The organism is Giesbergeria sp., from assembly GCF_028686475.1.
In the GTDB taxonomy this organism is placed as follows: domain Bacteria; phylum Pseudomonadota; class Gammaproteobacteria; order Burkholderiales; family Burkholderiaceae_C; genus Simplicispira.
Genome location: NZ_JAQUCA010000003.1, coordinates 191,298 through 217,237, shown reverse-complemented (window position 1 = coordinate 217,237; position 25,940 = coordinate 191,298). Strand labels below are relative to the sequence as shown.

Genomic DNA, 25,940 nt, shown 5'->3' with positions numbered 1-25,940 from the left:
GCTTGTTCTCCATTGCTACATTTATCGCGCTATGCTTGCCAAACGCATCATCCCCTGCCTCGACGTGACCGGAGGCCGTGTCGTCAAAGGCGTTAATTTTGTTGAACTGCGCGACGCAGGCGACCCGGTAGAAATTGCCGCGCGCTACAACGCCCAAGGTGCAGACGAACTCACCTTTTTAGACATCACCGCCACCAGCGATGGCCGCGATTTGATTTTGCACATCATCGAGGCCGTGGCCAGCCAAGTGTTCATTCCGCTCACGGTGGGTGGTGGCGTGCGTACCGTAGAAGACGTGCGCCGCCTGCTCAATGCTGGCGCTGATAAAGTCAGTTTCAATTCGGCGGCCATCGCCAACCCGGATGTCATTAACGCCGCCTCGCAAAAATACGGTGCCCAGTGCATTGTGGTGGCGATTGATGCCAAACGCCGCAGTGCAGAAGATGCTGCCCGCTTGGGGGCCGACGGCCAGCCAGTGGGCGCGGGCTGGGATGTTTATAGCCACGGCGGGCGCAAAAACACTGGCCTCGATGCCGTGCAATGGGCAGCGCAAATGGCGCAACGTGGCGCGGGCGAGATTTTGCTCACCAGCATGGACCGCGACGGCACTAAAGCTGGATTTGATTTGCAACTGACGCGCACCGTCAGCGACACCGTGGCCGTGCCCGTGATTGCCTCGGGTGGCGTGGGCAACCTAGAGCATTTGGCCGATGGCGTGCAACAAGGCGGTGCCGATGCTGTGCTGGCGGCCAGCATCTTCCACTATGGCGAATACACAGTGCAACAAGCCAAGCAACACATGGCAGCACGCGGTATCCCGGTGCGCCTCTAACCACGGACAATGGTTGTATGAACTGGATAGAACAAGTCAAATGGGATGCACAGGGCTTGGTGCCCGTGATTGCCCAAGAGCGCGGCACCGGTGACGTGCTAATGTTTGCTTGGATGAACCGCGAGGCGCTGCAAAAAACCGCCGAGCTGGGCCGTGCGGTGTATTTCAGCCGCTCACGCGGCAAGCTATGGTTCAAGGGCGAAGAGTCCGGCCATGTGCAAACCGTGCATGACATCCGCATTGATTGCGACAACGATGTGATTTTGTTACAAGTGACGCAACAAGGCCACCAGCCCGGCATTGCCTGCCACACTGGGCGGCACAGTTGTTTTTACAGCGTGCTGCGCGATGGTCAATGGCAGCCGGTTGACCCGGTACTCAAAGACCCGCAATCCATCTACCACTCCTAAAGAAAGGCCGCTCGCATGTCTGCTACTGATGCTTCTATTGAGGGCGCACTGGCCCGTTTGGCGGCCGTGATTGAAAGCCGTACCCCGGCCCAAGGCGGCAACCCAGAAAAAAGCTATGTGGCCCGCCTGCTACACAAAGGGCCAGATGCCTTTCTGAAAAAAATTGGCGAAGAAGCCACCGAAGTGGTGATGGCAGCCAAAGATGTGGACCACGGAGCCGACAAAGCCAAGCTACTGTACGAAGTAGCCGATTTGTGGTTCCACTCCATGATTGCCTTGGCCCACTATGGCTTGAAGCCTGCCGACGTAGTGGCCGAACTAGAGCGCCGCGAAGGCACCAGCGGCTTGCTAGAAAAAGCCCAGCGCCAGAGCGCCCCATGAGTGATATTTTTGACGTGCAAAGCACCGAAGAAAAAGCCCGTGGCCTGATGGCTTGGGGCTGGCTCAGTTACATCCTGCATTTGGTGGTGGCGGTCGGGGCGGTCATTCCGGGCGCGCAGGCCGGCCCGGTGTTGCTTATCATTGCCCTGATTATTGATTTGGTCAAAAAAGGCGATGCCGAAGGCACATGGCAAGCCAGCCATTTTTCTTGGCGCATTCGTACCGTCCTTTGGGCGGGGGTACTCTACATCGTCACAGCACCCCTGTGGCTCCTGTTTTTCTTGCCCGGCTGGATTGCTTGGGCACTGATTTCACTCTGGTTTCTCTACCGCATCGTGCGCGGTATGGTGGCCATGAACAAGGGACAAGAACTGTATGTCTAACAGCGCCGCCGCACCCCTCCAACGCCTTAATCTAGCCCTGCAAGGCGGCGGTCCCCACGGTGCCCTGACTTGGGGGGTATTAGATGCCCTGCTCGAAGACGGCCAGATAGAGATTGACAGCATCAGCGGCACCAGCGCTGGGGCCATGAATGCCGTGGCCGTGGCCTATGGCTTTGCCCAAGCCGCCCAGCAATACCAAGACCCAGAAGACATACGCCAAGCTGGTGCCGATTTGGCCCGCGCCACCCTAACGCGCCTGTGGGAAGGCACCGGCACTTTGGGCAATTTGGCTTGGGGGGCACCGCTGTCGCAGGTGTTTCCGGGCTTGGCCATGATGACCCCTTGGCTGGCCCCGGCACAGGCCAATCCCTTAGACATCAACCCACTGCGCCAATTGTTAGAGCGCGAGGTGGATTTTGAACTCTTGGCCGCGTCCAGCATTGCGCCACAAGTGTTTGTTTGCGCTACCAATGTACGCACCGGGCAGGGCGAGATATTTTCTGGCCCACGCCTCACTGCCGATGCGGTCATGGCCTCGGCCTGCTTGCCACTGATTTTCAAGGCGGTAGAAATCGACGGCCAAGCCTACTGGGATGGTTGCTACTCGGGCAATCCGCCCCTGTATCCGCTGATTTACAGCGCACAAAGCAGCGATATTTTGCTGGTGCAAATCAACCCGGTAGAGCATCTGCGCGTGCCTGCTACGGTGCCCGAAATCACCGACCGCGTGAACGAAATCACCTTCAATGCCGGTTTGCTGGCCGAGTTGCGCTCCTTAGAGTTTGCCCACCGCTTGCGCGCCGAGGGCAAAATTGACACCGGCCACTTCAAAGAGGTCTATATGCACCGCATAGACGGCGGTGCCGTGCTGGCCGAGTTTGGCTTGGCTGGCAAAACCCGTGCCGATTTGGGTTTTATGCGCCAACTGTTTGCACTCGGGCGCACGGTAGCCCAGCAATGGCTGCAAAACCACCGCGCCGACCTTGGTCTGCGTTCTAGCTTCCAACTAGCGCAGTCCATTTAGCAAAATTCAGAAAAATCCATTGCTGCACCAGAGCGTTTTATGCACGATTCCAACTGCCTTTTCTGCAAAATCATCGCGGGCCATATCCCATCACGCAAAGTCTATGAAGACGAAGAAGTTTTCGCCTTCCACGACATCCACCCTTGGGCACCGGTGCATTTTTTAATGGTGCCCAAGCTGCATATTCCTTCTATGGCCCACGTACAGCCCGAACATGCGGGCTTGTTGGGGCGCATGATGCTGCTGGCCCCACGTTTGGCGCTAGAGCAAGGCTGCAACCCCTACCCCGAAGGGGGCTTTCGCATGGTGGTCAATACCGGGCTTGAAGGTGGGCAAGAAGTCCACCATCTACACCTGCACGTCATGGGCGGCCCGCGTCCTTGGTTCAAAAAGGGCTAAGTTGGCCCGCCTCTACAATCGTGCGCCTTGCTTAGGAGATTCTCATGGGTTCGTTTTCTGTCTGGCACTGGCTGGTAGTGCTGTTGATTGTGGTGCTGGTCTTTGGCACCAAAAAGCTCAAAAACATCGGTGCTGATTTGGGTGGAGCGGTTAAAGGCTTCAAAGATGGCATGAAAGACGGCACCAGCTCCGACAGTGCCACCGCACCCGCAGCGCCCGGCCAAGTCAGCAACCACGCCAGCACCGACAAAGCCACCATTGATGTCGAAGCCAAACACAAGAGCTAACCCGCTGGGGTTGCCGCGGCATGATTGACATTGGCTTTTCCAAACTGGCACTGATTGGTGTCGTGGCGCTCATCGTCATTGGCCCCGAAAAACTGCCGCGCGTGGCACGCACCGTGGGCACTTTGTTGGGCAAAGCACAGCGCTATGTGTCGGATGTCAAGGCCGAGGTCAATCGCTCGATGGAGTTGGACGAGCTGCGTAAAATGAAAGAATCGGTCGAAGGGGCCGCACGCGAAGTCGAACACTCCATCCACAGCCAAGTGCAAACCTTCGAGCAAGATTGGGCCGAAAGCACCCGCTTCGATGCCTTGGGCCAAGACAACACAGCCCACAGCAACGTCGTGCCCAGCTATCGCCATCCGGGCAAAAACTGGCGTCTCAAGCGCGGCGCTATGCCACAGTGGTACAAATCGCGCCACGGTGTTCGCACCAAGGTGCAGTCTGGTGCAGCGCGGGTAGCGCGCCACCGCCCTCGCAAATTTCGTTAATGCCGTCCCCCCATTCCCCTCAAGACGAACTCGCGGGCACCGAACAGCCCTTTGTGCAGCACTTGGTAGAGCTACGCGACCGCATAGTCAAGGCCCTGCTGGCGGTGCTGGTGGCAGCGGCCTTTTTGTTCTTTTTTCCCGGCCCCGGTACGCTGTACGACTGGCTGGCCGCGCCCTTGGTAGCGCATCTGCCCAAAGGCGCTACCTTGATTGCCACCTCGGTGATTTCACCGTTTATGGTGCCGGTAAAAATTTTGTTTATGGCGGCCTTTTTGCTGGCTTTGCCGCTGGTGCTGTGGCAGGTATGGGCCTTTGTGGCACCGGGCCTGTATGCACACGAGAAAAAGCTGGTCTTGCCCTTGGTGGTATCCAGCACGGTTTTGTTTTTTATCGGCGTGGCCTTTTGTTACTTCTTCGTCTTTGGTCAGGTGTTTGCCTTCATCCAAAGCTTCGCGCCCAAAAGCATCACCGCCGCGCCCGACATCGAGGCTTACCTTAGCTTTGTTCTGACCATGTTTTTGGCTTTTGGCTTAGCATTTGAGGTGCCGATTGTCGTGGTGGTGCTGGCGCGCATGGGCGTGGTCAGTGTGGCCAAGCTCAAGGAGTTTCGCGGCTACTTTATTGTGCTGGCCTTCGTGATTGCTGCCATTGTTACGCCGCCGGATGTGGTGTCGCAGTTGGCGCTGGCCATTCCGATGTGCCTACTCTACGAGCTGGGCATTTGGGCAGCACAAATTTTTATCCGCCATACCCAAGCCCCAGCAGACGACGAAACCGCCCCACCACCGCCTGCCGCCCTGTGATTAACGCCGGCTGCGTTGCAGTCGGGGGCGCACCCCCGGCGTGACGGCCAACTCTAGCATTTGGTCACCACGCTGCACCTGAAAATTGGCAGGCACGCCCGGCTTGAGCGAGGCCACCGTGGCCAGCAGCGTCGGTACGTTGTCAATGGCTTTATCGCCAATTTGCACAATCACATCACCGGGACGCACACCGGCCAAAGCGGCTGGCCCGTTTTGCAATACGCCGGTCAAAATCACGCCTTCGCTGGCTTTGACGCCAAAGGTTTCGGCCAATTCTGGCGATAGTTCATTGGGTTCCACACCAATCCAACCGCGCGTGACTTGGCCATCTTTGACAATGCCATCCAGCACCATTTTGGCCGTGGAGACCGGAATGGCAAAGCCAATGCCCATGCTGCCACCGGAGCGCGAATAAATCGCCGTATTAATGCCCAACAGGTTGCCATTCACATCTACCAGCGCACCGCCCGAGTTGCCGGGGTTGATGGCGGCATCGGTTTGGATGAAATTTTCAAAGGTATTGATGCCCAATTGGCTGCGCCCCAGCGCACTGACAATGCCACTGGTGACGGTTTGGCCCACGCCAAACGGATTGCCAATCGCCAGCACTTGGTCACCCACTGCCAGTTGGTCCGAATCGCCCAACACAATCACTGGCAGCTTGTCCAATTCAATCTTTAAGATGGCCAAATCGGTGTCGGGGTCGGTGCCAATAATGCGGGCGCGGGTGCGGCGGCTGTCGGTGAGCGTCACGTCGATTTCGTCTGCGCCTTCCACCACGTGGTTGTTGGTCAGGATATAGCCATCTGGGCTAATGATGACCCCGCTGCCCAAGCCGGTTTGGGCCGGAATTTGTTGCTGGTCGCCAAAAAAGAACTGAAACCACGGGTCATTGCTGCGCGGATGGCGCATGGCCGCCTTGCTGGTGTTGATACTGACCACTGCCGGTGCCGCCTTGCGTGCGGCTGGGCTAAAGCTGCCCGGTGCTGGGCGCGCAGAATCGGTGGGCGGTGCCTCAAACAAAGTTACACCGGCACCAGAGCGGCGCCCACCGCCGGTAATCCAGTCCGGTTGTAGGGTAGCGACGACAAAATAAGCGGCGACAAACACCGTCACGGCCTGAGAAAAAATCAGCCAAAAGCGTTTCATGGACAAAAAAAATAGGAGCTAAAAGGGCCAAAAAAGGCAAGATGCGATTGTGAACCACTGTGCGCTGCTGCCAGCATAGGCTATTGGCGCGACAATGCGGCCATGAGTATTTTTCGCGACACCTTGCGGCAATCTCTGGATATGCTGCTACAACCCGAACGGTTTAAAGACTACGGCCCCAACGGCCTGCAAGTGGAGGGCAAGGCGCAAATTAAGCGCATTGTCAGTGGCGTAACGGCCAGCCGCGCCCTGATTGATGCCGCCATCGAAGCGCGCGCCGATGCTATTTTCGTCCACCACGGCTTGTTTTGGCGCGGCCAAGATGGGCGCGTCACGGGCTGGATGAAGCAACGCCTGCAACGCTTGCTGGCGCACGACATCAACCTGTTTGCCTACCACCTGCCACTCGATGCCCATCCTGCCTTAGGTAACAACGCGCAACTGGCTTGTGTGCTGGGTTTGCAGGGGCAGGCCTGCTTTGGCGAGCAATCCTTAGGCTGGTTGGGCCAGCGTGACGATGGCAGCTGCTTTACCAGCGCCCACGCCTTGGCTGCCCATGTGCAAGAGGCTTTGGGCCGAGAAGTGACGCTGCTGGGCGATTTGCACGCGCCCATCCATAAAATTGCTTGGTGCAGCGGTGGTGCCCAAAGTTATTTTGAAGCCGCGATTGCGGCCGGTGCCGATGCCTTTATCACCGGCGAAATCTCGGAGCCACAAATGCACTTAGCGCGTGAGTGTGGTGTGGCCTTTATTGCTGCAGGTCACCATGCCACCGAGCGCTATGGTGCCCCCGCCGTGGCCGAGTATCTGGCCCAAGAGCATGGCCTAGAGCACCATTTCATCGACATCGACAACCCGGCCTGAGAAAATAAATATGTCTGCAACTTCGCGCGTTTGGGCCATCACCCAAGGCGACCCAGCTGGCATTGGCCCCGAAATCATCGCCAAGGCTTTTCGGGATGCCCCCGAGCCGCTGCACGGCTGTTTTGCCGTGGGCGACTTGGCCACGCTACGCCGTGCCGCCGCCTGCATCCAGCGCCCCGGTCTGCCCGCGTTGCCCGTCGCACACATCACACAGCCTGCCCAAGCCCTTGCGGTGCCGCCACGCTGCTTGCCCGTCTTGCAGCTGCCCGGCCTACCCGGCCCCCAGCCTTGGGGTCAGATGAGCGCCGCTGCTGGGCGTGCGGCTGCCGATTGCGTACTCTGGGCCACCCAAGCGGCCTTGCATGGGCAAATTGCTGGATTAATCACCGCACCGCTGCACAAAGAAGCCCTGCACGCTGCGGGTGTTGAGGTGCCCGGCCATACCGAACTGCTCCAAGCCCAAGCAGCGGCCCATGCCGGAGTGAGTTTGGCTGATATGCCCGTCCGCATGATGCTGGCCAACGATGAGCTACGCACCGTGCTGGTCAGTATCCATGTCTCTTTGCGGGATGCGATTGCCGCTGTCACGCTAGAGAACGTGTTGCAAACCTTGCACATCACCCATGCCGCTTTGGCCCGCAGTTTGGGGCGTGTGCCGCGCATCGCCGTGGCTGGCCTTAATCCACACGCAGGCGAAGGTGGCCTATTTGGCCGCGAAGAGCTGGATACCATCGCCCCAGCCATTGCCGCTGCCCGCACCCAAGGCATCGATGCCCACGGCCCGTTTGCCCCAGACACCATTTTTATGCGCGCGCGCCACAGCGCCCAGCATCCCGCAGAGTTCGATGTGGTGGTGGCGATGTACCACGACCAAGGCTTGATTCCGGTCAAGTATTTGGGGGTGGACAAAGGTGTCAATGTGACTTTGGGCTTACCACTGGTACGCACCAGCCCTGACCACGGCACAGCGTTTGATATTGCAGGCCAAGGCGTGGCCGATGCAGCCAGCCTGATAGAGGCGGTGCAAATGGCCAAACGGCTCAGTCAAGCCGCTTAAAACGCGCTCAGTGCTTGAGGCTGTCGCGAATTTCGCGCAGCAACACGATATCTTCGGGGGTAGGGGGCGGTGCTGCTGGGGCCGCAGGTGCCGCCTCGGCATTGCGCTTGAGGCGGTTAATCTGCTTGACCATCATAAAAATGATGAACGCCAAAATGAAAAAATTGACCGCCACCGTGATAAAGCTGCCATAGGCAAACACGGGCACCCCGGCCTTTCTGATGGCATCGAGCGTCATGACCGTACCCTCGGGCACATGCCCCAAGGCAAGGAACATGTTGGAAAAATCCAACTTGCCAAACACCAGCCCCACCACCGGCATGATCAAATCACTGACCACCGAATCGACAATTTTGCCAAACGCCCCCCCAATGATGACGCCCACGGCCAAGTCAATCACATTGCCCTTGATGGCAAATTCTCTAAATTCTTGCACCATTCCCATATTCGTTTCCTCTCTGAAGCTGAAGGCTTGCAGCGTAGCTGTTGTGGGATATCCCTACGCAGTCCGCTACAATTTGGGGCTAAACCCCCAATATAGCGATGTTCATCGAGGATCCCAATGAGTGACACTCCAATCGACTCCAGCAAACGGACGTGGCTGATTGCGTCCGGCTGCGCGGGTGCGGTGGGCGGCCTGGCAACCGCCGTCCCCTTCGTGAGTACTTTCCAGCCCTCCGAAAAAGCCAAGGCTGCTGGTGCTGCGGTTGAGGTGGACATCTCCGCCCTCAAGCCCGGCGAAAAAATGACCGCAGAATGGCGCGGCAAGCCCGTCTGGATCGTCAAACGCACCCCCGAGCAGTTGGCCGACTTACCCGCTTTGGATGAGCAACTGGCCGACCCCAAGTCTCTGCGTAACCCCAAAGATTTCACCCCCGCATACGCCCAAAACGGCCACCGCTCCATCAAGCCCGAAGTTTTCGTGGCGGTGGGTATTTGCACCCACTTGGGTTGTTCGCCGTCTGACAAGTTCGCCACCGGCGCACAGCCCTCGTTGCCCGCCGACTGGAAGGGTGGCTTCCTGTGCCCTTGCCACGGTTCTACCTTCGATATGGCCGGGCGCGTGTTCAAAAACAAGCCTGCACCCGACAACCTCGAAGTGCCGCCCCACATGTACCTGTCAGAGACCAAAATCCTGATTGGTGACGACAAGAAGGCCTGAGGAACAACGACATGGCTCACGAATTCAAGGAAATTTCCCCCAACGCCTCAGGCGCGGCCAAGTTGACCAACTGGTTTGAAAACCGGTTTCCCACCGCTTTTGATGCCTACCGGGTGCATATGTCGGAGTATTACGCTCCGAAAAACTTCAACTTCTGGTACATCTTTGGCTCGCTGGCGCTGTTGGTGCTGGTGATTCAAATTGTCACCGGTATCTTCTTGGTGATGCACTACAAGCCCGACGCAGACAAGGCGTTTGAATCGGTCGAGTACATCATGCGCGATGTGCCTTGGGGCTGGTTGATTCGCTACATGCACTCCACCGGCGCTTCGGCGTTTTTTGTGGTGGTCTATCTGCACATGTTCCGGGGCCTGATGTATGGCTCCTACCGCAAGCCACGCGAGCTGGTTTGGGTGTTTGGTTGCGCCATCTTCTTGGCCTTGATGGCCGAAGCCTTCATGGGTTACCTGTTGCCTTGGGGCCAAATGTCCTACTGGGGCGCGCAGGTGATTGTGAACCTGTTTGCTGCGGTGCCTTTTGTTGGTCCCGATTTGGCGTTGCTGATTCGTGGCGACTACGTGGTCTCTGATGCTACGCTCAACCGCTTCTTCAGCTTCCACGTGATTGCCGTGCCGCTGGTGCTGCTGGGCTTGGTCGTGGCCCACTTGTTGGCTCTGCACGATGTAGGTTCCAACAACCCCGACGGTATCGAAATCAAAGGCCCTAAGGCCCCCAAAGATGCCAATGGCCACCCCCTCGATGGCGTGCCCTTCCATCCCTACTACACCGTGCATGACATCTTGGGCGTGTGCTTGTTCCTGATGGCCTTCACAGCGGTGATTTTCTTTGCCCCTGAGTTCGGCGGTTACTTCTTAGAGTACAACAACTTTATTCCAGCTGACCCGCTGCAAACACCGCTGCACATTGCGCCGGTTTGGTACTTCACGCCGTTCTACTCCATGTTGCGCGCCATCACCACTGAGATGATGTATGTGCTGATTGGCTGCGTGTTGCTGGGCGCCGTGCTGTCCGTGGTCAAATTCAAGCTGCCTGCCTTCATTAAGGCCGGTATCTTGGGCGCTGCAGTCGTGGTGGTTGCCATGATGTTGTCGATTGATGCCAAGTTCTGGGGTGTCGTGGTGATGGGTGGTGCGGTGGTGATTTTGTTTGGCTTGCCTTGGCTCGATCACAGCCCAGTGCATTCCATCCGCTACCGTCCTAGCTGGCACAAGTATGTCTATGCCGTGTTCGTGGTGAACTTTGTTGTGCTGGCCTACTTGGGCGTGCAACCCCCCTCGCCAATGGGTGAACGTGTGTCGCAAGTCGGTACCCTGTTCTACTTCGGCTTCTTCTTGCTCATGCCTTGGTGGAGCCGTTTGGGTACCCCCAAGCCCGTGCCTGACCGTGTCACCTTTAAGCCACACTGAGCTGGAGACGAACACTATGAAAAAAATTCTTCTTTCGTTCATTGCCGCTCTGGGTTTAATGGCAGGTGCTGCCCAAGCCGCAGGTGGTGGTATGGCTTGGGACAAGGCTCCCAACCGCCTCAATGACCAAGGTGCGCTGCAAAACGGTGCCAAGCTGTTTGTCAACTACTGCGTGGGTTGTCACTCGGCAGCGTTCATGCGCTACAACCGCCTGCAAGACATTGGCCTGACCAACGAGCAAATCAAAGAAAACCTGCTCTTCACCACCGAAAAAATCGGTGACACCATGAAGGCCACTGTCCTGCCTAAGCAAGCCAAAGAGTGGTTTGGTGCCAACCCACCCGACTTGACGGTGATTGCCCGTTCGCGTGCTGGTGCTGGTGGCACAGGTTCTGACTACCTGTACACCTTCTTACGCACTTTCTACCGCGATGAAACCAAGGCTACCGGTTGGAACAACTTGGCTTTCCCCAACGTAGGTATGCCAAATCCCCTGTGGCAGTTGCAAGGCCAGCGCCATGCCGTGTTTGAAGAGCAACAAAGCCACGGCCAGACGGTACAGGTTCATAAGGCTTGGGAAACCATCACCCCCGGCAGCATGACCCCTGAACAATACGATGCTGCCATTGGCGATTTGGTCGGCTATTTGCAATGGATGGGTGAACCAGCACAGCAAAAGCGTGTCAACTTGGGTATCTGGGTGCTGGCCTTCTTGGCCTTGGCCAGTGTGGCCGCCTGGAAGCTCAACGCTGCTTTCTGGAAAGATGTGAAATAAGCGTTTCTCTGCCAATGCCACGCCCTAGCGGCGTGGCTTCATCTTTTTCAGAGTGGGCGCACTGTGCGTTCCACTCTTTTGATTTTTAGGAGTTGCTTCTCATGATGGTGCTTTACTCGGGTACAACCTGTCCCTTTTCCCACCGCTGCCGTTTTGTTTTGTTTGAAAAGGGCATGGATTTTGAAATCCGCGATGTGGACTTGTACAACAAGCCCGAAGACATCAGTGTGATGAATCCCTATGGTCAAGTGCCTATTTTGGTAGAACGCGACCTGATTTTGTACGAGTCGAACATCATCAACGAATACATCGACGAGCGCTTTCCGCACCCCCAGCTGATGCCCGGTGACCCAGTAGATCGCGCGCGCGTGCGCTTGTTCTTGCTCAATTTTGAAAAAGAGCTGTTCGTGCATGTCAACACGCTGGAATCGCGCACCACCAAGGGCAACGAAAAGGCAATGGAAAAGGCCCGCGCCCACATCCGCGACCGCTTGACGCAGCTGGCCCCCGTTTTCCTGAAAAACAAATACATGTTGGGCGAGAGCTTCTCGATGCTGGATGTGGCCATCGCCCCCTTGTTGTGGCGCTTGGATTACTATGGCATCGAAATGAGCAAAAACGCCGCGCCGCTGCTCAAGTATGCCGAGCGTATTTTCTCGCGTCCGGCCTATATCGAGGCGCTGACACCCTCGGAAAAGGTCATGCGTAAGTAAGCACTTTCTGCTCCATCCACTGTCATAGGTATATAAGCGCCCAGCACCATGAACGCACAAGAACCCACCACCACCCGCCCTTATCTGATTCGGGCTTTGCACGAATGGTGCATTGACAATGGCTTCACCCCTTACATTGCCGTGCGCGTGGATTCTTCAGTGCAAGTGCCGCGCGAGTTTGTGAAAGATGGAGAAATTGTGCTCAACGTAGGGCTGGATGCCACCAGTGGCCTGCTGTTGGGCAACGATTACATCGAGTTCAAAGCCCGCTTTGCGGGCAAGGTGCGCGACATTATGGTACCTGTGGGGCGTATCGTGGCCATTTATGCGCGCGAAAATGGCCAAGGCATGGCCTTTCCGCCGCCAGACGACGATTTGGATGTCTCTCAAAACACGGAAGCACTGTTTTCTTTGTCTGAACAGCCCTCTGAAGCGCAATTGGCGGGCCATGAGTCTTCCACTGCTGACCGTGCCTCCATCCACTTGGTACCCAGCGATAGCGCCATCCATGCTTCGGACGAGCCTGAACCACCACCACCTCGCCCCCCCGCAGGTGCTGGTGGACGGCCAGCACTCAAGCGCGTGAAGTAAAAATTTTGGCCAGAGAATTTTTCTGGTTATAATAAAAGTCTTAGCCGGTTTAGCTCAGTTGGTAGAGCACCCGCCTTGTAAGCGGTAGGTCGTCAGTTCGAATCCGACAATCGGCACCAAAAAACAATTTTAAGCCCATTCAGGCCGTATCAAAAGCCCCTTGCCTCTCTAGGTACAGGGGCTTTTTGTTGTCTTATGTGTTGTGTGTTAGCAACCCATGCACTTTCCTTTGCTGGTGCATACCGTGCCAAACAATAACGCCATACGTTATCATCTAAGGCATGATTAAAGATTTCCTGTGTGCAGACACCCGCGCGCTATTCCAGCGCCGCCGTGTGCCACGCTTTGCCAATATCGAAGCCGTGGCCCTACGCAAGCTGGCGCAGTTGAACGCGGCTACCACATTGGACTTTCTACGCATACCACCCGGCAACCGGCTAGAGGCACTGCAAGGCAACCGCAAAGGCCAGCACAGCATTCGCATAAACGAACAATGGCGGGTTTGTTTTGTCTGGTGCGATGGCCACGCCAGCCGGGTAGAAATTACCGATTACCACTGAAAGGCGCTGCAATGACCAATGAACTACTCAAGTGGCCCCACCCCGGCGAAGTGTTGTTAGAGGACTGGCTAACCCCTATGGGCCTGAGCCAATACGCCCTAGCCAAAGCCATAGGCGTACCACCCCGGCGTATCAATGAAATTGTGAAGGGGCAACGCGCCATTACCGCCGATACCGCGCTACGCCTAGCCGCCTTTTTTGGCACCGACGCGCAAAGCTGGGTCAACCTTCAAACCGATTACGACATCTTGCGCGCCCAAGATGCTATGGCGGACGTGCTGGCGCGCATCCAGCGCCACACGCCCAAGCTGGTACACGCCTAAGCCCGTGGCCCGCTCAAAACCTTGGGATAGTCCACCGGCTGGCACCCTTCCCAAAACCTTACTTAAACCTGTTGGTTCTTTTTTGTTATCTTGCGTTTTATCAAACGATGGTCAATTTGGCCACCGCCAATGCCAGCCATTTACTGCCGTGGCGACCAAAATGCACTTGGGCACGGGCATCGTCGCCACTGCCTTCTATCGCCAAGACTTTGCCTTCGCCAAATTTGGTATGAAACACCGCCATACCGGCACGCAACCCGTGCGCTGGCGTGGCTTTTTGCACGGGCACGGGTGAGCTGGTAAAACTGGAAAAATTGGCAATGGTGTTTGTTTGGTAGCTGGGGCTACCTTTGTGGTAGCTGCCTAGGTTGGCACGCGGCGCAAAATTAGCAAAGCTGTTGCGCTGGGGCGTGAGCCATTTCAGGGCGTGTTCGGGCAGCTCGTCTAAAAAGCGGCTTTTGTCGTTGTAGCGCGTCTGGCCGTGCAGCATTCGGGTTTGCGCGTGGCTCAGGTACAAGCGTTTACGCGCCCGTGTGATGGCGACATACATCAGGCGGCGTTCTTCTTCCAGGCCATCGCGATCACCCACCGACTGGTCGTGCGGAAACAGTCCTTCCTCTAGCCCACCAATCAGCACACAATCAAATTCCAGCCCTTTGCTGGCATGAACTGTCATGAGTTGCACCGCCTCTTGGCCGGCTTGGGCTTGGTTGTCGCCTGCCTCTAGCGCCGCATGGGTTAAAAAAGCCACCAAGGGCGAGAGCGTCTCGCCAGTGTCTCCATCTACTAAATCTGGCAGGCTGCCGCTGGGTGCGCCATGCTCATCGACCGGCAAGGCCACGGCATCGCGGCCAAAGCCCTCCAGCGTGACAAAGCTTTCGCCCGCATTGACCAGTTCTTCTAGGTTTTCTATCCGGTCGGCACCGTCTTTATCCGCACGATAATGGGCCAGCAGACCGCTGGCGTTTAGCACTTTGTCGATGATGGTGCGTAAATTTTGGCCTTGGGTTTGTTCGCGCAAGACATCCATCAGCGCGACAAAACTCACCAACTTGGCCCCGGCACTGCCTGTCACCAGCGATACCGCATCGTGCAAGGAGCAGCCACTGCTGCGCGCGTTGTCTTGCAGCGTTTCGACGCTGCGCGCACCAATGCCGCGCGGTGGAAAGTTGACCACGCGCATAAAACTGGTGTCGTCGTGCGGGTTTTCTAGCAGGCGCAAGTAGGCCAGTGCGTGTTTGACTTCGGCGCGCTCAAAAAAGCGCAACCCGCCATAAACGCGGTACGGAATGCGCGCATTGAACAAGGCTGATTCAATCACCCGACTTTGTGCGTTGCTGCGGTAGAGCACGGCAATTTCTTGGTGCGGAATGTGGTCCGACTTGAGCAATTGGCGGATTTCATCGGCCATCCACTGGGCTTCGGCCAAGTCACTGACGGCCTCATAAACGCGCACCGGCTCGCCGGGGCCTTGCTCGGTGCGTAGGTTTTTGCCCAAACGGCGGCTGTTGTGGCTGATGAGCTGGTTGGCAGCATCCAAAATGTGGCTGTAACTGCGGTAATTTTGCTCCAGCTTGATTTGTTGTTGCACATCAAACTCGCGCAAAAAATCTTGCATATTGCCCACGCGCGCCCCACGGAAGGCATAGATGCTTTGGTCATCGTCACCCACGGCCAATACGCTGGCATGGGTTTGCAACTGGCCCTCTACCTCATCCCCCGCTAATTGCTTCAGCCACAGGTATTGGAGCCGATTGGTGTCTTGGAATTCATCCACCAAGATATGGGCAAAGCGGCGCTGGTAGTGGGCGCGCAGCGGGTCATGGTCGCGCAGCAATTCGTAAGAGCGCAACATCAGCTCGCCAAAATCTACTACGCCTTCGCGCTGGCATTGTTCTTCGTAGAGTTGGTACAGCTCGACCTTTTTGCGTGTGTCGGGGTCAATGCCATCCACATCGCGCGGGCGACGGCCATCTTCTTTACAACCAGCAATAAACGATTGCAGCCGTTTGGGCGGAAAGCGCTCCTCATCGACACCAAATTGTTTGCACAAGCGCTTGATGGCCGAGAGTTGGTCTTGGGTGTCCAAAATTTGGAAAGTTTGGGGCAAACCCGCCGCTTGGTGGTGCATTCGCAACAGCCGGTTGCACAGGCCGTGGAAGGTACCAATCCACATACCGCGCACCGCCATCGGTAGCATGGCCCCGAGGCGGGTGAGCATCTCTTTGGCCGCCTTGTTGGTAAAGGTGACCGCCAAAATGCTGCCGGGGCTGGCTTGGCCGGTTTGTAGCAGCCAGGCAATGCGCGTTGTCAGGACGCGGGTTTTGCCCGAACCGGCACCGGCCAGCACCAAGGCGTGGCCGCTGGGCAGGGTGACGGCGGCCAGTTGTTCAGGATTGAGGTGGTGCAGCAGAGCGGCAGTCTCAGGGGCAGAGGGAGCAAAGGAATGTGGAGCCATGCCGTGATTGTAGGAACGGCTTGCATACAATGGATTCCATGCGTACCCCTTCCCCCTCCCTTTCCATCGCTGTATTGGGCATTGGCATGATGGGCCTGCCCATTGCCCGGCGTTTGTGTGCTGCTGGGCACCGTGTGCAAGTCTGGAACCGCACCCGCGCCAAGGCCGAACCGTTGGCCGCTGCGGGCGCGGTGCTGCATGACCATGCTGTCGATGCGGTGCGTAGCGCGGACATGGTGTTCAGCTTGCTAGAAAACGGCCCGGTGGTGGCCGATGTGCTGTTCCAGCAAGGGGCTGCAGCAGCGATGCGGGCGGGCAGCTTGTTCGTCGATATGGCCTCCATCCAACCGCGTGAGGCGCGTGACCATGCCGCGCGTTTGCAAGCGCAAGGCATGGCCTGTTTGGATGCGCCGGTCTCGGGTGGTACCGTGGGGGCGGAGGCGGGCACCTTGGCCATCATGGTGGGCGGCGAGGCCACAGATTTTGCCCGTGCGGTGCCGGTATTGTCGGTATTAGGCCGCGCTACCCATGTGGGGCCGCACGGCACCGGGCAGCTGGCCAAACTGGCCAACCAAATGATTGTCGGCATCACCATTGGGGCGGTGGCCGAAGCGCTGCTGTTGGCAGCCAAAGGTGGGGCCGATATGGCCAAGGTGCGCGAGGCCATCAGCGGCGGTTTTGCCGATAGCCGCATCTTGCAATTGCATGGTCAGCGCATGATTGAGCAAGACTTTGCCGCGCGTGGGCGCGTCGGGGTGCAGCTCAAGGATATGCGTAACGCCATTGCCACCGCTGATGAGCTGGGCTTTGAAGCCCCCGTTACCAGCTTGCTGACCGGGCTGTACACCCAAGCCGCAGAACACGGTTGGGCCGAGTTAGACCAAAGCGCCCTATTTTTAGAGCTGGCGCGGCGCAACGGCATGGCGTGAAGCAGGCTAAATGCCAGCTTTATGGCTCTTAGCTATCCCAATAGCAAGCTGGTGGCTACGCAGTCACCCAGCCCTGCAATATCTGCTGCTGCGGCCAATTCCAGCTTGTGCGGCCCGACTGCACGGGCAAATAGACAGGCATTGGCGGGGGCCGCCGGGAAGTCCAAGCGGTGCTTTTTCAGCTCTGGGTGACCTTCTGGTAAACCGGTGTGGGCGCGTGGGCTGGTGGTGATGAACAAGTTAAAAACGCCTTGCTGCAACGGGCCAATTTCGTGCCACTCGTTATAAGTAGCACCGGGCGATAGCGTCGGTTCAAAGCTTTTACGGCGCAGGCGACCCACAAACCAAGCAAAGGGCGCTTGCCCTTGGTGGCGTGATTGCAGATGGTTGACTAGCAAAGTGTTTTCGCCTGGCACCAAACTGAGCAAGCCCAACGCTACGCCGGTTTTGGTAGTCGGTGCATGGGGGTTGGCTTCGTCCATTGGCAGGGGTGCGTGTACCTCAATGTTTGGCGGTGCTTCGCCAAAAATTTGGTTGAGTAGCACTTCCCAGAGAGGGCCGTCTTTGTTAAACAGGGCTTTAACGTGGCGCGAGCGGCTGCCATTGCCTGCCAGCAGTAAATGGATGGTTGCGTTGGCTGGCAGCTCCAGGCGCAGTCTGGCCAGTTGGCTTAAAAAGGCTTCGGCTCCGCCGCGTATACGTTCGGCCAGTAGGGTATCCAATGCCTTGGTGTCTAGCGTCAATACGCAGGTTTTTTTCTGGCCGTTGGCATCGATCAGGTCGAAGTCGAGTTGGGATGCCAGATTAGCCCCGTCGCCTTCCAGAAAAGGGCGCAGCTTGGCTGCCAGCATGATGGTGTTGGTTTGCGCGGCTTGGGTGGGGGCCAAAAAGGCTTCGCTGCCCGCAAAGGGCAAGGCATCCAGCGGTTGGGTAAATTGGATGCGTTCTTTGCGTAGCACATCGACATTGCGCTTAAACGTCTCATAAACCAAATGCTCTAACAGGTTTTCGCCACCCAAAAAGTTATCGCCACCACTCGCAAGGTGTTCAAAGACTTGTTCATAGCCGCCTTGGTCTTCTTCGTCATGGGTGGCCCAGCGCAGCAAGCCAAAATCAAAATCAGTGGTGCCACCACCAAAGTCAAACACGGCATAGGGCACGCCTTCGTCACTGGGCTCCACCTTCAAATAGGGCAGGGCGGCAGCGGCGTAGGCAGCGGGTTCGCTGGCCAAGTCGTTGACCTCAAAATCGTTCAGTACCTGCGGGTGATGCTCAATCAGGGTGTGCGGTAGGCTACGCTGCAAGCCACGGCGGAAGCTGGCCAGAATGCGCTCTTTCACTTCGCGGGGGTATTTGACCGGGAAGGATAGGTAGTATTTCAGGAACAAACCGCGCCCGCGCCAGTTAATGGCCATGCCCAAATACCAAGCGAACAGCTCTACCGGGTCAAAGGGGTCGGTGCTGTTGGCTACCAATGCTTGGCCGCGTACCGGATTGCGTTCGGTGTGTGGGGGGAGTTCTATTTCGTGGCCTTGGCGGTCGGTTAGGCGCACGCGCCGGTGTTCGGTTTCGCGCAGTGCCCATTGTTTGAGTCGGGGCAAAATGCTGGCCAAGATATTGGTGTCACCGGTGTTGTCGCGCAAGCTGGCTTGGGCTTCGTGGGTGGCACGCATCCAGTTCCAGTCCAAGGGCGGGCGGTAGGCATGGCTACACCAAGCACGGGCAAAGGCTTGAAAGTCCAAGCATTCCAGCACGGTGGGGTTTTCAAACTGCGCGGGTTTGATGGGTTCGTAAAAGTCGCGAGCCCCTATGCGTAGCAATTCGCGGGCACCGCTGGCGGTGTCCATCGCCACTACGGTGCTGCTGGTGCCAAAGTCAATCGCCACAGCGCGGCGCTGCACATCGCGCCCAGGGTCGCGGGCCATTACCTCCATTTTTTTCAAATCGGCGGCATCGGTGCCCCATAGCTCCCATAGGCCCTTTTCCGGGTCGGTCAGTTGGGCGCGGTCGAGTTTGGGCAGGCGGCAGGGGGTGTAGTCCAGGTCGGTCAGGTGCTGGGTTAAGAAGAATTGGTTGGGTGAGAGTAGCGTTTCATCTTGCCCCGCAGCACGTAAGCACAGCCCCTCTTTGGCCCACGTAGCCAGCAAATCTTCTAGCGCTAGGTTCTGCCAGCGCAAATCCGCTGGCGGTGGTGCAAAAACGGCGTTGTTGCTGGCCGAGCGCAGTGCCCAACCACGCACGGCTAGCTCAATCAGTAACTCAGCATTGGTGGTTTTTTGCCACAGTAAATGGCAGGCAAAAATTCTGGCAGATGCTGATGGTTCAAGGCCCCAGCAGCCGCCGTCAGTGTCACAGTGACCACCTGTAGTCAGCCAACTATAGGTTTCGTTACCAGAAGCCGTCGCCAAGCGGTAGGCATTGCCTTTTTGGTACGGGTTGCTTCGGGCCGTGGCAAAGGCATAAAGCTGGTCTTTGGTCGGTAAAGTCCAACCAGCTAAGCTAGCCCAACGGCCCGTTTGCAGTATCTGTTGACTCTCTGAGACGGTATAGGTATTGTCGCTGCTTTGGTTGTTCCACAGCAGGCGGGTAGCGCTGTGCAGGGTGGCCAGCACTTGGGTTTTGCCCACGGTTTGCACATAGACAAAAGGGTGTTGGGCCAAAAATTGGCTTAGTGCAGCAATGGCCGTGGGCGGGTAAAAGTGGCCTGTTTGGGTATCAAACAGCCCGATGGCTTTGCTGATGTCGCTTTGGCCTGCGGGTAGGATATGCCAGCAGCGGTGTTGGGTTAGGTTTTTAGTAAATGCAGCCAAGTTTTCTGCATGGAGTTCAGCCAAGGTTTGGCGGGTCATTGCGCTTCTCTTCTGTTTTATGGATTTAACGGGTGCTGACCAGTGCTTTGCACAGTGGCGTGCCGCTGCCATCGGCCATGCCGGGCAGGTGCTGGGCGGCTACGGTGTCGCCGGTGGGGCTGTGGCGGCAGCGCTGGTGGCGCTCAAAGTCGTAGGCCGTGGCGGGCGTGGCCTCTATCAGGCCATAGGGGCGGGTGCGCCAGTTGTGGTTGTACCAAGCCAAGGCGGCGGTCAATAGCGCAGCCTCGCTGGCGCTGGCAGGGCGGAGCTCAGTTTCGCAGCGGTCTTTTAAGGTGCGCCACAGCCGTTCTAGGTTGTCGCGTTGGGCCAGCACCGCCACCATTTGAATCAGGGCTAGTGTGTCGTCACTGGGCAAGGGTGCCAGCCCCAAGGCTTGGGCCAGCGCATTGTCTTGGCGCAGTAAGGCCAGTTCTGCCGGTGCGTTGCCGCTGCGGGCCAGTTCGGCTTGGCAGGCTTTGAGCTTTTTTTCCGCTTGCTGTACTTCTTTTTCCAGTTTCTGAATGGTATTCGCTTGGGCTTGGTTTTCTTGCAATAGGTTTTTGGTGGTAGCAGCGCACTCGCTGAGGTCGTGCTTGTGCTGGTTGAGGTCGTTTTGCAAGGCGCTGCATTGTGCGTGGGCTTGGGCTAGTTGGGCCTGTGCCTCGGCCAGTGCATCTTCTGCGCTGCTTTGGGCTGCTTGGGCGCTGCTGGCTTCGTGGCGCAAGCTGGCGGTTTCTTGCGCCAAGGTGTTGGGGCTTGTGCCTTCTGGGGTGGCCACCAAGGCGCGAATCAAATCTTGCAGCGGCGTGAAACGCTCTAGCAGCAGTTTTAGGTCGGGCAAGGTCAATTTATCAACACTCCACGCCTCGCAAGGCTCTGACCATTGTGTCTCCAGTTTTTCTAAGCGCTTGCGGCTTGGTTTGTCTAAGCCGTCTTCGGTGGGTAGTTGTTTAGCCATGTTTTAGTTTTCCTCTAGGGCTTGCACCAGTTCGCGCATTTCTGGGCGCGGCTGCAATTTTTGGCGCTGCGGCAGGTGGGCCACAAAACGCACGATTTGTTGTTGCAACGGCAGTGGCAGGGCGCGAAAGTGTTTTTGCAGGGTGCGTAGGGTTTCTTCACTCGGTTCGGGGTAAGGGTTGGGAATAGCCAATGGCTCTACCCGGCCACTGAGCAGGGCCAAGTCGGTCGCACCCAGCACAACAAACACCCGCGCAAACAGGGCGGGCAGAAAGCGCAACAGGTTTTCGGCATCTACTTGGTGCAATGCGGCGTTTTGGTGGCGCAGTTGTTCGTTTTCTTGCTGCAAACGGGTGCGCTCGGCCAATAACTGCTCGGATTGGGTTTGGTGGTCACGGGCCAAAGCTTGCTGCATTTGCTGCTGCTCGGCGTTGCGGTCTAGTGTTACTAGCCAAGGCAGCAGCCCTTTGGCCCACACAGCGGGTGTGGCCCAAGGCTGGGTAGCATCCAAGCCAAAACGTGCCGCCAGCCACGGCCAAGACAGGTTTTGCCAAACGTTGTGCTGGGTGAATATCTGCTGGAGCAGCGGCAGGCTGGTTTGCCACAGGGCATTGCCAGGCGCATCGAGTATCCAATGCACTTCGTCAATGGCAAAGCCTTCGCCGTGCAGGCGTTCGGCAATATCTGCACAGGCTTGGGCCAGTGCTTGGGCAGTGGCTGGGGTGGGTAGGGGCAGGAGCTCTTGGCTGTCTATCAATACGCGCTGTGGTGCATGGCTGCGGCCCAAACGCCAAGCAGCCAGTTGGTTCTGCAGGCAAAAAATAACAAGGGTAGATTTCATGGCGAACAGTAAAAAATAGGCAGCTTAGGCATCGCGTGTTGGGTTGTTCTTTTCTTGCATTTGTTTGGCGATGCTGGCCCATTGCTCGCGTGCGTCGTCTAATGCGTCGTACAACGTGCCCAGTTGCTGCTTATTCATGGGCTGGCCCTCTGGGGTCATTTCTAGGTCTTTTCTAAAGCTGTTGGACTCCGCGCCGCCCAGTCTTTTTTCTAAATAAGCAAACACATCACCACCCAATCGCCCAGCAGACACCAAGCCCTGCATCCGCTCGGGGGTGAAATAGCTGGGGTTGGTCATGGGCAAAGCCCAGATGCCATTGAGGCTGCCGCGTTCGGCGTTGAATTTGTCTTCTACGCCAATCGTGCCTACGCCCAAGCCTGCTACCAATTTTTCTGCGCTGCTGCGCTTGCTGCTGACTTCGGGGTCCAGCTCAAACTTGCGTAGGGCATCCATATAGCCGTCAAAATTCTCAAACTTTTCCATGGTGATGCCTTTGCCTGCTGCTTGGAGGGCGCGCTCGCCCATGTCTTCTACGTTTTCGTGGGGCTGGATGATGCCCAGCCCTTGCAAAAAGGCGTTGGCAAAGCGTCCCAAGGCTTCTGCCACTGGCTTGAGTGCGTCAATGATGCTGCCCAACACCGGGCCAATGGTGGTGGCGAAGGAGGAAAGGGCACTGCCAATGCTGCTGACGGCACTGGAAATGGCACTGCCGATAGCACTACAGCAGCTTGCAACAAAACTAAAAAGTCCCATGATTTTTTCCTTTGAGGTAGGTGGGTGGAAGGCGAAAGAATCAGAATTTCTTGAAATGGCCCAAATGCTCTAAATGTTCGCTCAGGTCTTTTGCCTGACGGGGGTCTAATATTTTGAGAATTTTGAGTTTTTGCAGCCATTCTTTTGTGTTCGCACTGTCGGTCAGCAGTTGCAAAAAGGTGTCGCAAACGCCAGCCAAATAAGGTTCATTGTCTGCGGTATTTGCCAACAGTGACGATACATCCTTGGCTTCAGCACGCGGGCGCGGGTTGGCATCCAGCAGCAAGGCCATCCACGCAGCCGCCAGTAAGTTCTCTGGCCAAGTTATCGCCTCAGTACCACGTTGCGGCGCATAGTGCGCCTGACCCGCTTGTGCCGAAGCGTGCCAGCGTGCCAGCCATTGCTTCAGAAAGGCAAAAGCGCTTTCTGCACGACTGGGCATACTGACAAACAGCAAAAGCTGGTTTTGTGCTTGGCGGGTGTGGCGCACAAATTGGGCAAATTCTGTGCGTTGCGCCTGTTCTTGGCTCAGCCATTTAAGGCTGCAAAACTGGGGGTAATAGCGTGCCCGTTCGCGCCATAGTTGTTGCACACCACAGTCTGAAATATTCAGTGCAGGCGGGTGGCCATCGGTGTTGGCGCGGTCGTTGCGGATAGCGGCATGGGCCGGGCCGTGCCAGCCACCACAAAAAATAACGGCTTCGCCCGTGCTTAAATTAGGCAAAAAGGCACGCTGTTCATCGTCCATCATCATGGCCTCGCCCATAGCGCGGCGGTCATCTTCGGCAAACAGGCGATGCACGATTTTGCTATGGGTATTTTTGATGATGTCAGGAATGAGCTTGGCTGGTATCTGGTCGGCAATGATGAGACCTGCACCATATTTGCGTACCTCGGCCAGCATGTCGGCAAAGGCTTCAACGGCCATTGCAGCGGCTTTATCGCCGGGCTCGGGGCGTGATAGCAGTCGGTGGGCCTCTTCAATCAGTGTCAGATGCCGGAAATGGGGGTTTTCAGCGTGCCGGGCGCGGATAGATTCGTTAATGCCACCCAGCAACAGGGCCATCAGCAAGGCTTTTTCTTCACCGCCTTGCAGTTCTTCCAGTTCAATTACAGCGTGGCGCTCAAGCAGCGTATGAAAGCACAGGGATTGCGGTACGTCCAGCACTTGGCCTAACGTGCCATCGGTCAGGCTACGCAAACGCGAGACGAGGGAACCCCGGTACTTTTCTGTAAATTCTTGGCCTAAACCATAGGTGGGGATGATGCGGTCTAGCTGGCGAATCATCTCGCTCATGGTCGGCCAAGCGCGTGTCAGGGGGTCGAAGGGGTCGCCACCGGGCAGAAATTCGTTGTCGTCTATGTCCCAGCCCTTGTCCTCGTAACTGGCTAAGATGGCTGCCTCCACCATCATGGGCATAGATGCTTCCATTGGGAAGATGGCGGCAAATACGTTTTTCAAAAACCCGGCATGGCTTTTGATACGTTGGCTTTTGCGTATCAGAGCAAAAGGGTTGATACGCAGGCTTTGATGGTCGTCACCATTGGGGCGGTAGTAATCAATGCCGCTGGCAAGGTGTGTGGCCAGTGCGCGGTATTCAGTTTTGGCTGGTTCAATCACCAAAAAGGGCAGGCCAGACTCTAGTAGCAGGTTCAGGCAGGTGGTCGTTTTACCCGAACCTGTTACACCGGTGACAAAAACGTGTTTGTTCAGGTCGTTGCGTTGTAAATGAACACGATTGTTGGGGTAGTGGCGGCCATGATCCACTACCGTACCCAAGTCAATTGCATGGTCAACGGCCATACTGGGCAAATCGACAATAAAGTTGACAGTTTTGCGCCGCCGTATGCCTTGTAACTCTTGCTGGGGCAAGCTGGCCACTGTGGCCAGTTCATCGGCAGTGAGTAAACTGCCCAAGGTATTGTGTGGGCCGGGGCGTAGGCTGTGAAACAGTAGTTCTTCGGCGCGTTGCGCGTTGCCAAATAAGGTTGGCAGGTGCAGCATCTGGCCGCGTGCGCTGGCGGGTAGGTCGTACACCTCCAGCGGACTAAGGGTGGTTTCAGCACCTTGCAAGGTGGCGCGTACGGTGTTTTTCAGGCGTTGATAGTCCGAATTTTTCTCAGCGGTTAAGTAAACTGCGCTGTGAAACAAGCCTTTAGTCAGACCTTTGTGCAGGCGAGCAATCAGCTGCTTGTCTAAATAGTCCATTAAATGCTGGGCGCGTTTGTTGGCAATCTCTTGTGTAATACCCAGTGAGCTGCCTTTGGTATCCGACAGACTAGAGTTGTCGGTAGACGTTTCGGTATGCGAGGTTCCTTTGCTTTTGGTATCGCTCTCACTGGTGCCATCTGTTTTGGATTGGGATGTGCCCGTGTTGGTGCTGCTGGAGCTAGAGGAGCTGTTGCTGCCCGACGAAGACCCTTGGTTTTTTCCTGAAGTCCCGCTGGTATTTTTGCCTCGGGTATAGGACGTTCCTTGGTTGCTGCCCTGCGCTGTGCTGGTGCCCACAGAGACACTTTTTTGCTGGCTAGTGTTGTCGCTCATTTGTACGCTGGTACGCACTTGGGCTGCTAGCTCCGAAGATAAGGCGTAAGCTTGGGCAATGTGCTGGCGTATCTGCTGACGCTCTAGGGGTTGGCTAATCACAGTGAGTTGCCAACCGCCGGTATTCGTGGCGGCGTAGTTTTGCGTACGGCTGCCCGACTGCATGGCACGCACCAAGCGAGCCAATCCCTGAAAATTTTGTTCGTCGTTGCTTTGCTGTTCTGGCACCGTAGGCGCACCCAACATCACGCCCTGATGGGTGGATTGGCACCAGCGCTGGAGCAGCATTTTCTTGGTCTGGTTATCTACTTCCTCTGCAAAATTGATACCGGGCAACTGCCCTTCTAGGGCACTGCGTAAATTTTTGATGGCCTCGTGCAGGTCAGTCGTTTCGCTGTCGGCCACTACCCCAAAATACAAGGCCACCCCATTGGGCCCACCATCTAACACATACAACAAGCGCACGCGCTGTGCTGGGTCGAGGGTGGCATACACATTGGCCAGTGCTTGGCGGTAGGCTTGATGACGCTCTTCATTGATTTCATCCAGTTGAATCAGTCGTACCAAAGGCATAGTTTCTATAGGTAGACCAAAGCCCAGACTGGGAGGTTGAACCAAGGACTGAAACCAGTCGTTAGAAGCCGTTGCTGTGATGGGTAAGGTGTGACGTGGAAGCATAAAAAATGGCCTTTTTTTGTTGATTGAAGAGCATTCTGCTGAAGTAACTACTGTAGGCGAGTGCTCCGACAGGTGGTGTCGTTCGATGCACTTTCCTGCGACATATCTTGTGGTGAAAAAGGGGCTTTCTTCTAAGAACTTTAAAAGTTTGGCAAAAAATGGTGCATAATTTAGGTCTTCGCAGCAAGCGACACAATTTATAAAGTGGGTTCTTAGCTCAGTTGGTAGAGCAGCGGACTCTTAATCCGTAGGTCGAGTGTTCGAGCCACTCAGGACCCACCACACACAGCAAAGCCCTGTTA

27 protein-coding genes and 2 tRNA genes are annotated in these 25,940 nt (G+C 56.7%); 21 read left to right on the top strand and 8 right to left on the bottom strand.

Translation table 11 applies throughout. The features are described from left to right. Positions 1–31 precede the first annotated feature (31 nt). The 9 genes from hisF to tatC are packed head-to-tail and all read left to right on the top strand — an operon-like array spanning position 32 to position 5,007. Positions 32–832 carry an imidazole glycerol phosphate synthase subunit HisF gene (gene hisF / locus PHX60_RS03475; RefSeq protein WP_300074740.1) on the top strand — a complete coding sequence of 267 codons (801 nt, stop codon included), beginning with the start codon at positions 32–34 and terminating at the stop codon, positions 830–832. A 17-nt stretch (positions 833–849) separates the two neighbouring features. Further along, a complete protein-coding gene (hisI, locus tag PHX60_RS03470) occupies positions 850–1,242 on the top strand; it encodes a phosphoribosyl-AMP cyclohydrolase (RefSeq protein WP_300074737.1) in 393 nt (130 codons plus the stop codon). A 15-nt stretch (positions 1,243–1,257) separates the two neighbouring features. After that, entirely contained in the window at positions 1,258–1,623 is a 366-nt protein-coding gene (locus PHX60_RS03465) for a phosphoribosyl-ATP diphosphatase (protein ID WP_300074734.1), read from the top strand. Beyond that, positions 1,620–2,006 (top strand): hypothetical protein, encoded by a 387-nt coding sequence (locus PHX60_RS03460; RefSeq protein ID WP_300074732.1) that lies wholly within the window; start codon positions 1,620–1,622, stop codon positions 2,004–2,006. The genes PHX60_RS03465 and PHX60_RS03460 overlap by 4 nt, the downstream gene beginning before the upstream one ends. Further along, the gene (locus PHX60_RS03455) at positions 1,999–3,030 is read left to right on the top strand and encodes a patatin-like phospholipase family protein (RefSeq protein ID WP_300074729.1); all 1,032 of its coding nucleotides are present in this window, start codon (positions 1,999–2,001) and stop codon (positions 3,028–3,030) included. Before PHX60_RS03460 ends, PHX60_RS03455 begins: the two co-directional genes overlap by 8 nt. Positions 3,031–3,069: 39 nt before the next feature. Continuing rightward, positions 3,070–3,429, top strand: coding sequence for a histidine triad nucleotide-binding protein (locus PHX60_RS03450; protein ID WP_300074726.1), 360 nt, complete (start codon positions 3,070–3,072; stop codon positions 3,427–3,429). Positions 3,430–3,473: 44 nt separating this feature from the next. After that, positions 3,474–3,716 (top strand): Sec-independent protein translocase subunit TatA, encoded by a 243-nt coding sequence (tatA, locus tag PHX60_RS03445; protein WP_300074723.1) that lies wholly within the window; start codon positions 3,474–3,476, stop codon positions 3,714–3,716. Positions 3,717–3,736: 20 nt separating this feature from the next. Continuing rightward, the gene (gene tatB / locus PHX60_RS03440) at positions 3,737–4,204 is read left to right on the top strand and encodes a Sec-independent protein translocase protein TatB (RefSeq protein ID WP_300074719.1); all 468 of its coding nucleotides are present in this window, start codon (positions 3,737–3,739) and stop codon (positions 4,202–4,204) included. Then, positions 4,204–5,007: a twin-arginine translocase subunit TatC gene (tatC, locus tag PHX60_RS03435; RefSeq protein WP_300074716.1), complete on the top strand. Its 804-nt coding sequence runs from the start codon at positions 4,204–4,206 to the stop codon at positions 5,005–5,007. Before tatB ends, tatC begins: the two co-directional genes overlap by 1 nt. Here tatC and PHX60_RS03430 read toward each other — a convergent pair whose 3' ends face one another. After that, entirely contained in the window at positions 5,008–6,156 is a 1,149-nt protein-coding gene (locus PHX60_RS03430) for a trypsin-like peptidase domain-containing protein (protein WP_300074713.1), read from the bottom strand. Positions 6,157–6,258: 102 nt separating this feature from the next. Here PHX60_RS03430 and PHX60_RS03425 point away from each other — a divergent pair, with 102 nt between their 5' ends. Together PHX60_RS03425 and pdxA are read left to right on the top strand one after the other, a co-directional pair. Then, complete coding sequence (locus PHX60_RS03425; protein WP_300074711.1) at positions 6,259–7,020, top strand: Nif3-like dinuclear metal center hexameric protein; 762 nt, start codon at positions 6,259–6,261, stop codon at positions 7,018–7,020. A 10-nt stretch (positions 7,021–7,030) separates the two neighbouring features. Continuing rightward, positions 7,031–8,077, top strand: a complete 1,047-nt coding sequence (gene pdxA, locus PHX60_RS03420) for a 4-hydroxythreonine-4-phosphate dehydrogenase PdxA (protein WP_300074708.1) — start codon at positions 7,031–7,033, stop codon at positions 8,075–8,077. 7 nt (positions 8,078–8,084) lie between these two features. Here pdxA and mscL read toward each other — a convergent pair whose 3' ends face one another. Further along, a complete protein-coding gene (gene mscL / locus PHX60_RS03415) occupies positions 8,085–8,522 on the bottom strand; it encodes a large conductance mechanosensitive channel protein MscL (protein ID WP_300074705.1) in 438 nt (145 codons plus the stop codon). A 117-nt stretch (positions 8,523–8,639) separates the two neighbouring features. Between mscL and petA the strand changes: the two genes are divergently transcribed. The 8 genes from petA (at position 8,640) to PHX60_RS03375 (ending at position 13,628) form a co-directional block, all read left to right on the top strand. Then, positions 8,640–9,239, top strand: a complete 600-nt coding sequence (petA, locus tag PHX60_RS03410; RefSeq protein WP_300074702.1) for a ubiquinol-cytochrome c reductase iron-sulfur subunit — start codon at positions 8,640–8,642, stop codon at positions 9,237–9,239. An 11-nt stretch (positions 9,240–9,250) separates the two neighbouring features. After that, on the top strand, positions 9,251–10,666 hold the full coding sequence (locus PHX60_RS03405) for a cytochrome bc complex cytochrome b subunit (RefSeq protein ID WP_300074699.1): 1,416 nt from the start codon (positions 9,251–9,253) through the stop codon (positions 10,664–10,666). Positions 10,667–10,682: 16 nt separating this feature from the next. Beyond that, on the top strand, positions 10,683–11,441 hold the full coding sequence (locus tag PHX60_RS03400; protein WP_300074697.1) for a cytochrome c1: 759 nt from the start codon (positions 10,683–10,685) through the stop codon (positions 11,439–11,441). Positions 11,442–11,542: 101 nt separating this feature from the next. Then, positions 11,543–12,154 (top strand): glutathione S-transferase N-terminal domain-containing protein, encoded by a 612-nt coding sequence (locus tag PHX60_RS03395; protein WP_300074694.1) that lies wholly within the window; start codon positions 11,543–11,545, stop codon positions 12,152–12,154. 48 nt (positions 12,155–12,202) lie between these two features. Then, complete coding sequence (locus tag PHX60_RS03390; protein ID WP_300074691.1) at positions 12,203–12,745, top strand: ClpXP protease specificity-enhancing factor; 543 nt, start codon at positions 12,203–12,205, stop codon at positions 12,743–12,745. Positions 12,746–12,788: 43 nt separating this feature from the next. Then, positions 12,789–12,864 (top strand) — tRNA-Thr (locus PHX60_RS03385). 162 nt (positions 12,865–13,026) lie between these two features. Then, positions 13,027–13,305, top strand: coding sequence for a type II toxin-antitoxin system RelE/ParE family toxin (locus tag PHX60_RS03380; RefSeq protein WP_300074688.1), 279 nt, complete (start codon positions 13,027–13,029; stop codon positions 13,303–13,305). 11 nt (positions 13,306–13,316) lie between these two features. Beyond that, the gene (locus PHX60_RS03375) at positions 13,317–13,628 is read left to right on the top strand and encodes a HigA family addiction module antitoxin (RefSeq protein ID WP_300074685.1); all 312 of its coding nucleotides are present in this window, start codon (positions 13,317–13,319) and stop codon (positions 13,626–13,628) included. A gap of 100 nt (positions 13,629–13,728) precedes the next feature. Here the strand turns inward: PHX60_RS03375 and PHX60_RS03370 are convergent, their stop codons facing one another. Further along, on the bottom strand, positions 13,729–16,086 hold the full coding sequence (locus PHX60_RS03370; RefSeq protein ID WP_300074682.1) for a UvrD-helicase domain-containing protein: 2,358 nt from the start codon (positions 16,084–16,086) through the stop codon (positions 13,729–13,731). Positions 16,087–16,124: 38 nt separating this feature from the next. Between PHX60_RS03370 and PHX60_RS03365 the strand changes: the two genes are divergently transcribed. Next, positions 16,125–17,015, top strand: coding sequence for an NAD(P)-dependent oxidoreductase (locus PHX60_RS03365; RefSeq protein WP_300074679.1), 891 nt, complete (start codon positions 16,125–16,127; stop codon positions 17,013–17,015). A gap of 32 nt (positions 17,016–17,047) precedes the next feature. Here the strand turns inward: PHX60_RS03365 and PHX60_RS03360 are convergent, their stop codons facing one another. Genes PHX60_RS03360 through PHX60_RS03340 form a run of 5 tightly spaced genes read right to left on the bottom strand, consistent with a single transcriptional unit; the run spans position 17,048 to position 25,533 of the window. Continuing rightward, positions 17,048–19,864 carry a hypothetical protein gene (locus PHX60_RS03360; RefSeq protein ID WP_300074676.1) on the bottom strand — a complete coding sequence of 939 codons (2,817 nt, stop codon included), beginning with the start codon at positions 19,862–19,864 and terminating at the stop codon, positions 17,048–17,050. 25 nt (positions 19,865–19,889) lie between these two features. Beyond that, complete coding sequence (locus PHX60_RS03355; protein ID WP_300074673.1) at positions 19,890–20,822, bottom strand: hypothetical protein; 933 nt, start codon at positions 20,820–20,822, stop codon at positions 19,890–19,892. 3 nt (positions 20,823–20,825) lie between these two features. Next, positions 20,826–21,662, bottom strand: a complete 837-nt coding sequence (locus PHX60_RS03350) for a hypothetical protein (RefSeq protein ID WP_300074671.1) — start codon at positions 21,660–21,662, stop codon at positions 20,826–20,828. A gap of 24 nt (positions 21,663–21,686) precedes the next feature. Continuing rightward, complete coding sequence (locus tag PHX60_RS03345; protein ID WP_300074668.1) at positions 21,687–22,415, bottom strand: hypothetical protein; 729 nt, start codon at positions 22,413–22,415, stop codon at positions 21,687–21,689. A gap of 40 nt (positions 22,416–22,455) precedes the next feature. Continuing rightward, positions 22,456–25,533 (bottom strand): hypothetical protein, encoded by a 3,078-nt coding sequence (locus PHX60_RS03340; RefSeq protein WP_300074666.1) that lies wholly within the window; start codon positions 25,531–25,533, stop codon positions 22,456–22,458. 311 nt (positions 25,534–25,844) lie between these two features. Between PHX60_RS03340 and PHX60_RS03335 the strand changes: the two genes are divergently transcribed. Next, positions 25,845–25,920, top strand: a tRNA-Lys gene (locus PHX60_RS03335). Positions 25,921–25,940 lie beyond the last annotated feature (20 nt).

Coding starts and splice junctions, on each gene's coding strand:
- PHX60_RS03405 (WP_300074699.1), top strand. CDS start 9,251: ATGGCTCACGAATTCAAGGAAATTTCCCCCAACGCCTCAGGCGCGGCC.
- tatB (WP_300074719.1), top strand. CDS start 3,737: ATGATTGACATTGGCTTTTCCAAACTGGCACTGATTGGTGTCGTGGCG.
- PHX60_RS03360 (WP_300074676.1), bottom strand. CDS start 19,864: ATGACCCGCCAAACCTTGGCTGAACTCCATGCAGAAAACTTGGCTGCA.
- pdxA (WP_300074708.1), top strand. CDS start 7,031: ATGTCTGCAACTTCGCGCGTTTGGGCCATCACCCAAGGCGACCCAGCT.
- PHX60_RS03390 (WP_300074691.1), top strand. CDS start 12,203: ATGAACGCACAAGAACCCACCACCACCCGCCCTTATCTGATTCGGGCT.
- PHX60_RS03365 (WP_300074679.1), top strand. CDS start 16,125: ATGCGTACCCCTTCCCCCTCCCTTTCCATCGCTGTATTGGGCATTGGC.
- PHX60_RS03380 (WP_300074688.1), top strand. CDS start 13,027: ATGATTAAAGATTTCCTGTGTGCAGACACCCGCGCGCTATTCCAGCGC.
- PHX60_RS03430 (WP_300074713.1), bottom strand. CDS start 6,156: ATGAAACGCTTTTGGCTGATTTTTTCTCAGGCCGTGACGGTGTTTGTC.
- PHX60_RS03400 (WP_300074697.1), top strand. CDS start 10,683: ATGAAAAAAATTCTTCTTTCGTTCATTGCCGCTCTGGGTTTAATGGCA.
- PHX60_RS03395 (WP_300074694.1), top strand. CDS start 11,543: ATGATGGTGCTTTACTCGGGTACAACCTGTCCCTTTTCCCACCGCTGC.
- PHX60_RS03355 (WP_300074673.1), bottom strand. CDS start 20,822: ATGGCTAAACAACTACCCACCGAAGACGGCTTAGACAAACCAAGCCGC.
- hisF (WP_300074740.1), top strand. CDS start 32: ATGCTTGCCAAACGCATCATCCCCTGCCTCGACGTGACCGGAGGCCGT.
- tatA (WP_300074723.1), top strand. CDS start 3,474: ATGGGTTCGTTTTCTGTCTGGCACTGGCTGGTAGTGCTGTTGATTGTG.
- PHX60_RS03345 (WP_300074668.1), bottom strand. CDS start 22,415: ATGGGACTTTTTAGTTTTGTTGCAAGCTGCTGTAGTGCTATCGGCAGT.
- PHX60_RS03370 (WP_300074682.1), bottom strand. CDS start 16,086: ATGGCTCCACATTCCTTTGCTCCCTCTGCCCCTGAGACTGCCGCTCTG.
- petA (WP_300074702.1), top strand. CDS start 8,640: ATGAGTGACACTCCAATCGACTCCAGCAAACGGACGTGGCTGATTGCG.
- PHX60_RS03450 (WP_300074726.1), top strand. CDS start 3,070: ATGCACGATTCCAACTGCCTTTTCTGCAAAATCATCGCGGGCCATATC.
- PHX60_RS03460 (WP_300074732.1), top strand. CDS start 1,620: ATGAGTGATATTTTTGACGTGCAAAGCACCGAAGAAAAAGCCCGTGGC.
- PHX60_RS03465 (WP_300074734.1), top strand. CDS start 1,258: ATGTCTGCTACTGATGCTTCTATTGAGGGCGCACTGGCCCGTTTGGCG.
- PHX60_RS03350 (WP_300074671.1), bottom strand. CDS start 21,662: ATGAAATCTACCCTTGTTATTTTTTGCCTGCAGAACCAACTGGCTGCT.
- PHX60_RS03455 (WP_300074729.1), top strand. CDS start 1,999: ATGTCTAACAGCGCCGCCGCACCCCTCCAACGCCTTAATCTAGCCCTG.
- PHX60_RS03425 (WP_300074711.1), top strand. CDS start 6,259: ATGAGTATTTTTCGCGACACCTTGCGGCAATCTCTGGATATGCTGCTA.
- PHX60_RS03375 (WP_300074685.1), top strand. CDS start 13,317: ATGACCAATGAACTACTCAAGTGGCCCCACCCCGGCGAAGTGTTGTTA.
- PHX60_RS03340 (WP_300074666.1), bottom strand. CDS start 25,533: ATGCCTTTGGTACGACTGATTCAACTGGATGAAATCAATGAAGAGCGT.
- tatC (WP_300074716.1), top strand. CDS start 4,204: ATGCCGTCCCCCCATTCCCCTCAAGACGAACTCGCGGGCACCGAACAG.
- hisI (WP_300074737.1), top strand. CDS start 850: ATGAACTGGATAGAACAAGTCAAATGGGATGCACAGGGCTTGGTGCCC.
- mscL (WP_300074705.1), bottom strand. CDS start 8,522: ATGGGAATGGTGCAAGAATTTAGAGAATTTGCCATCAAGGGCAATGTG.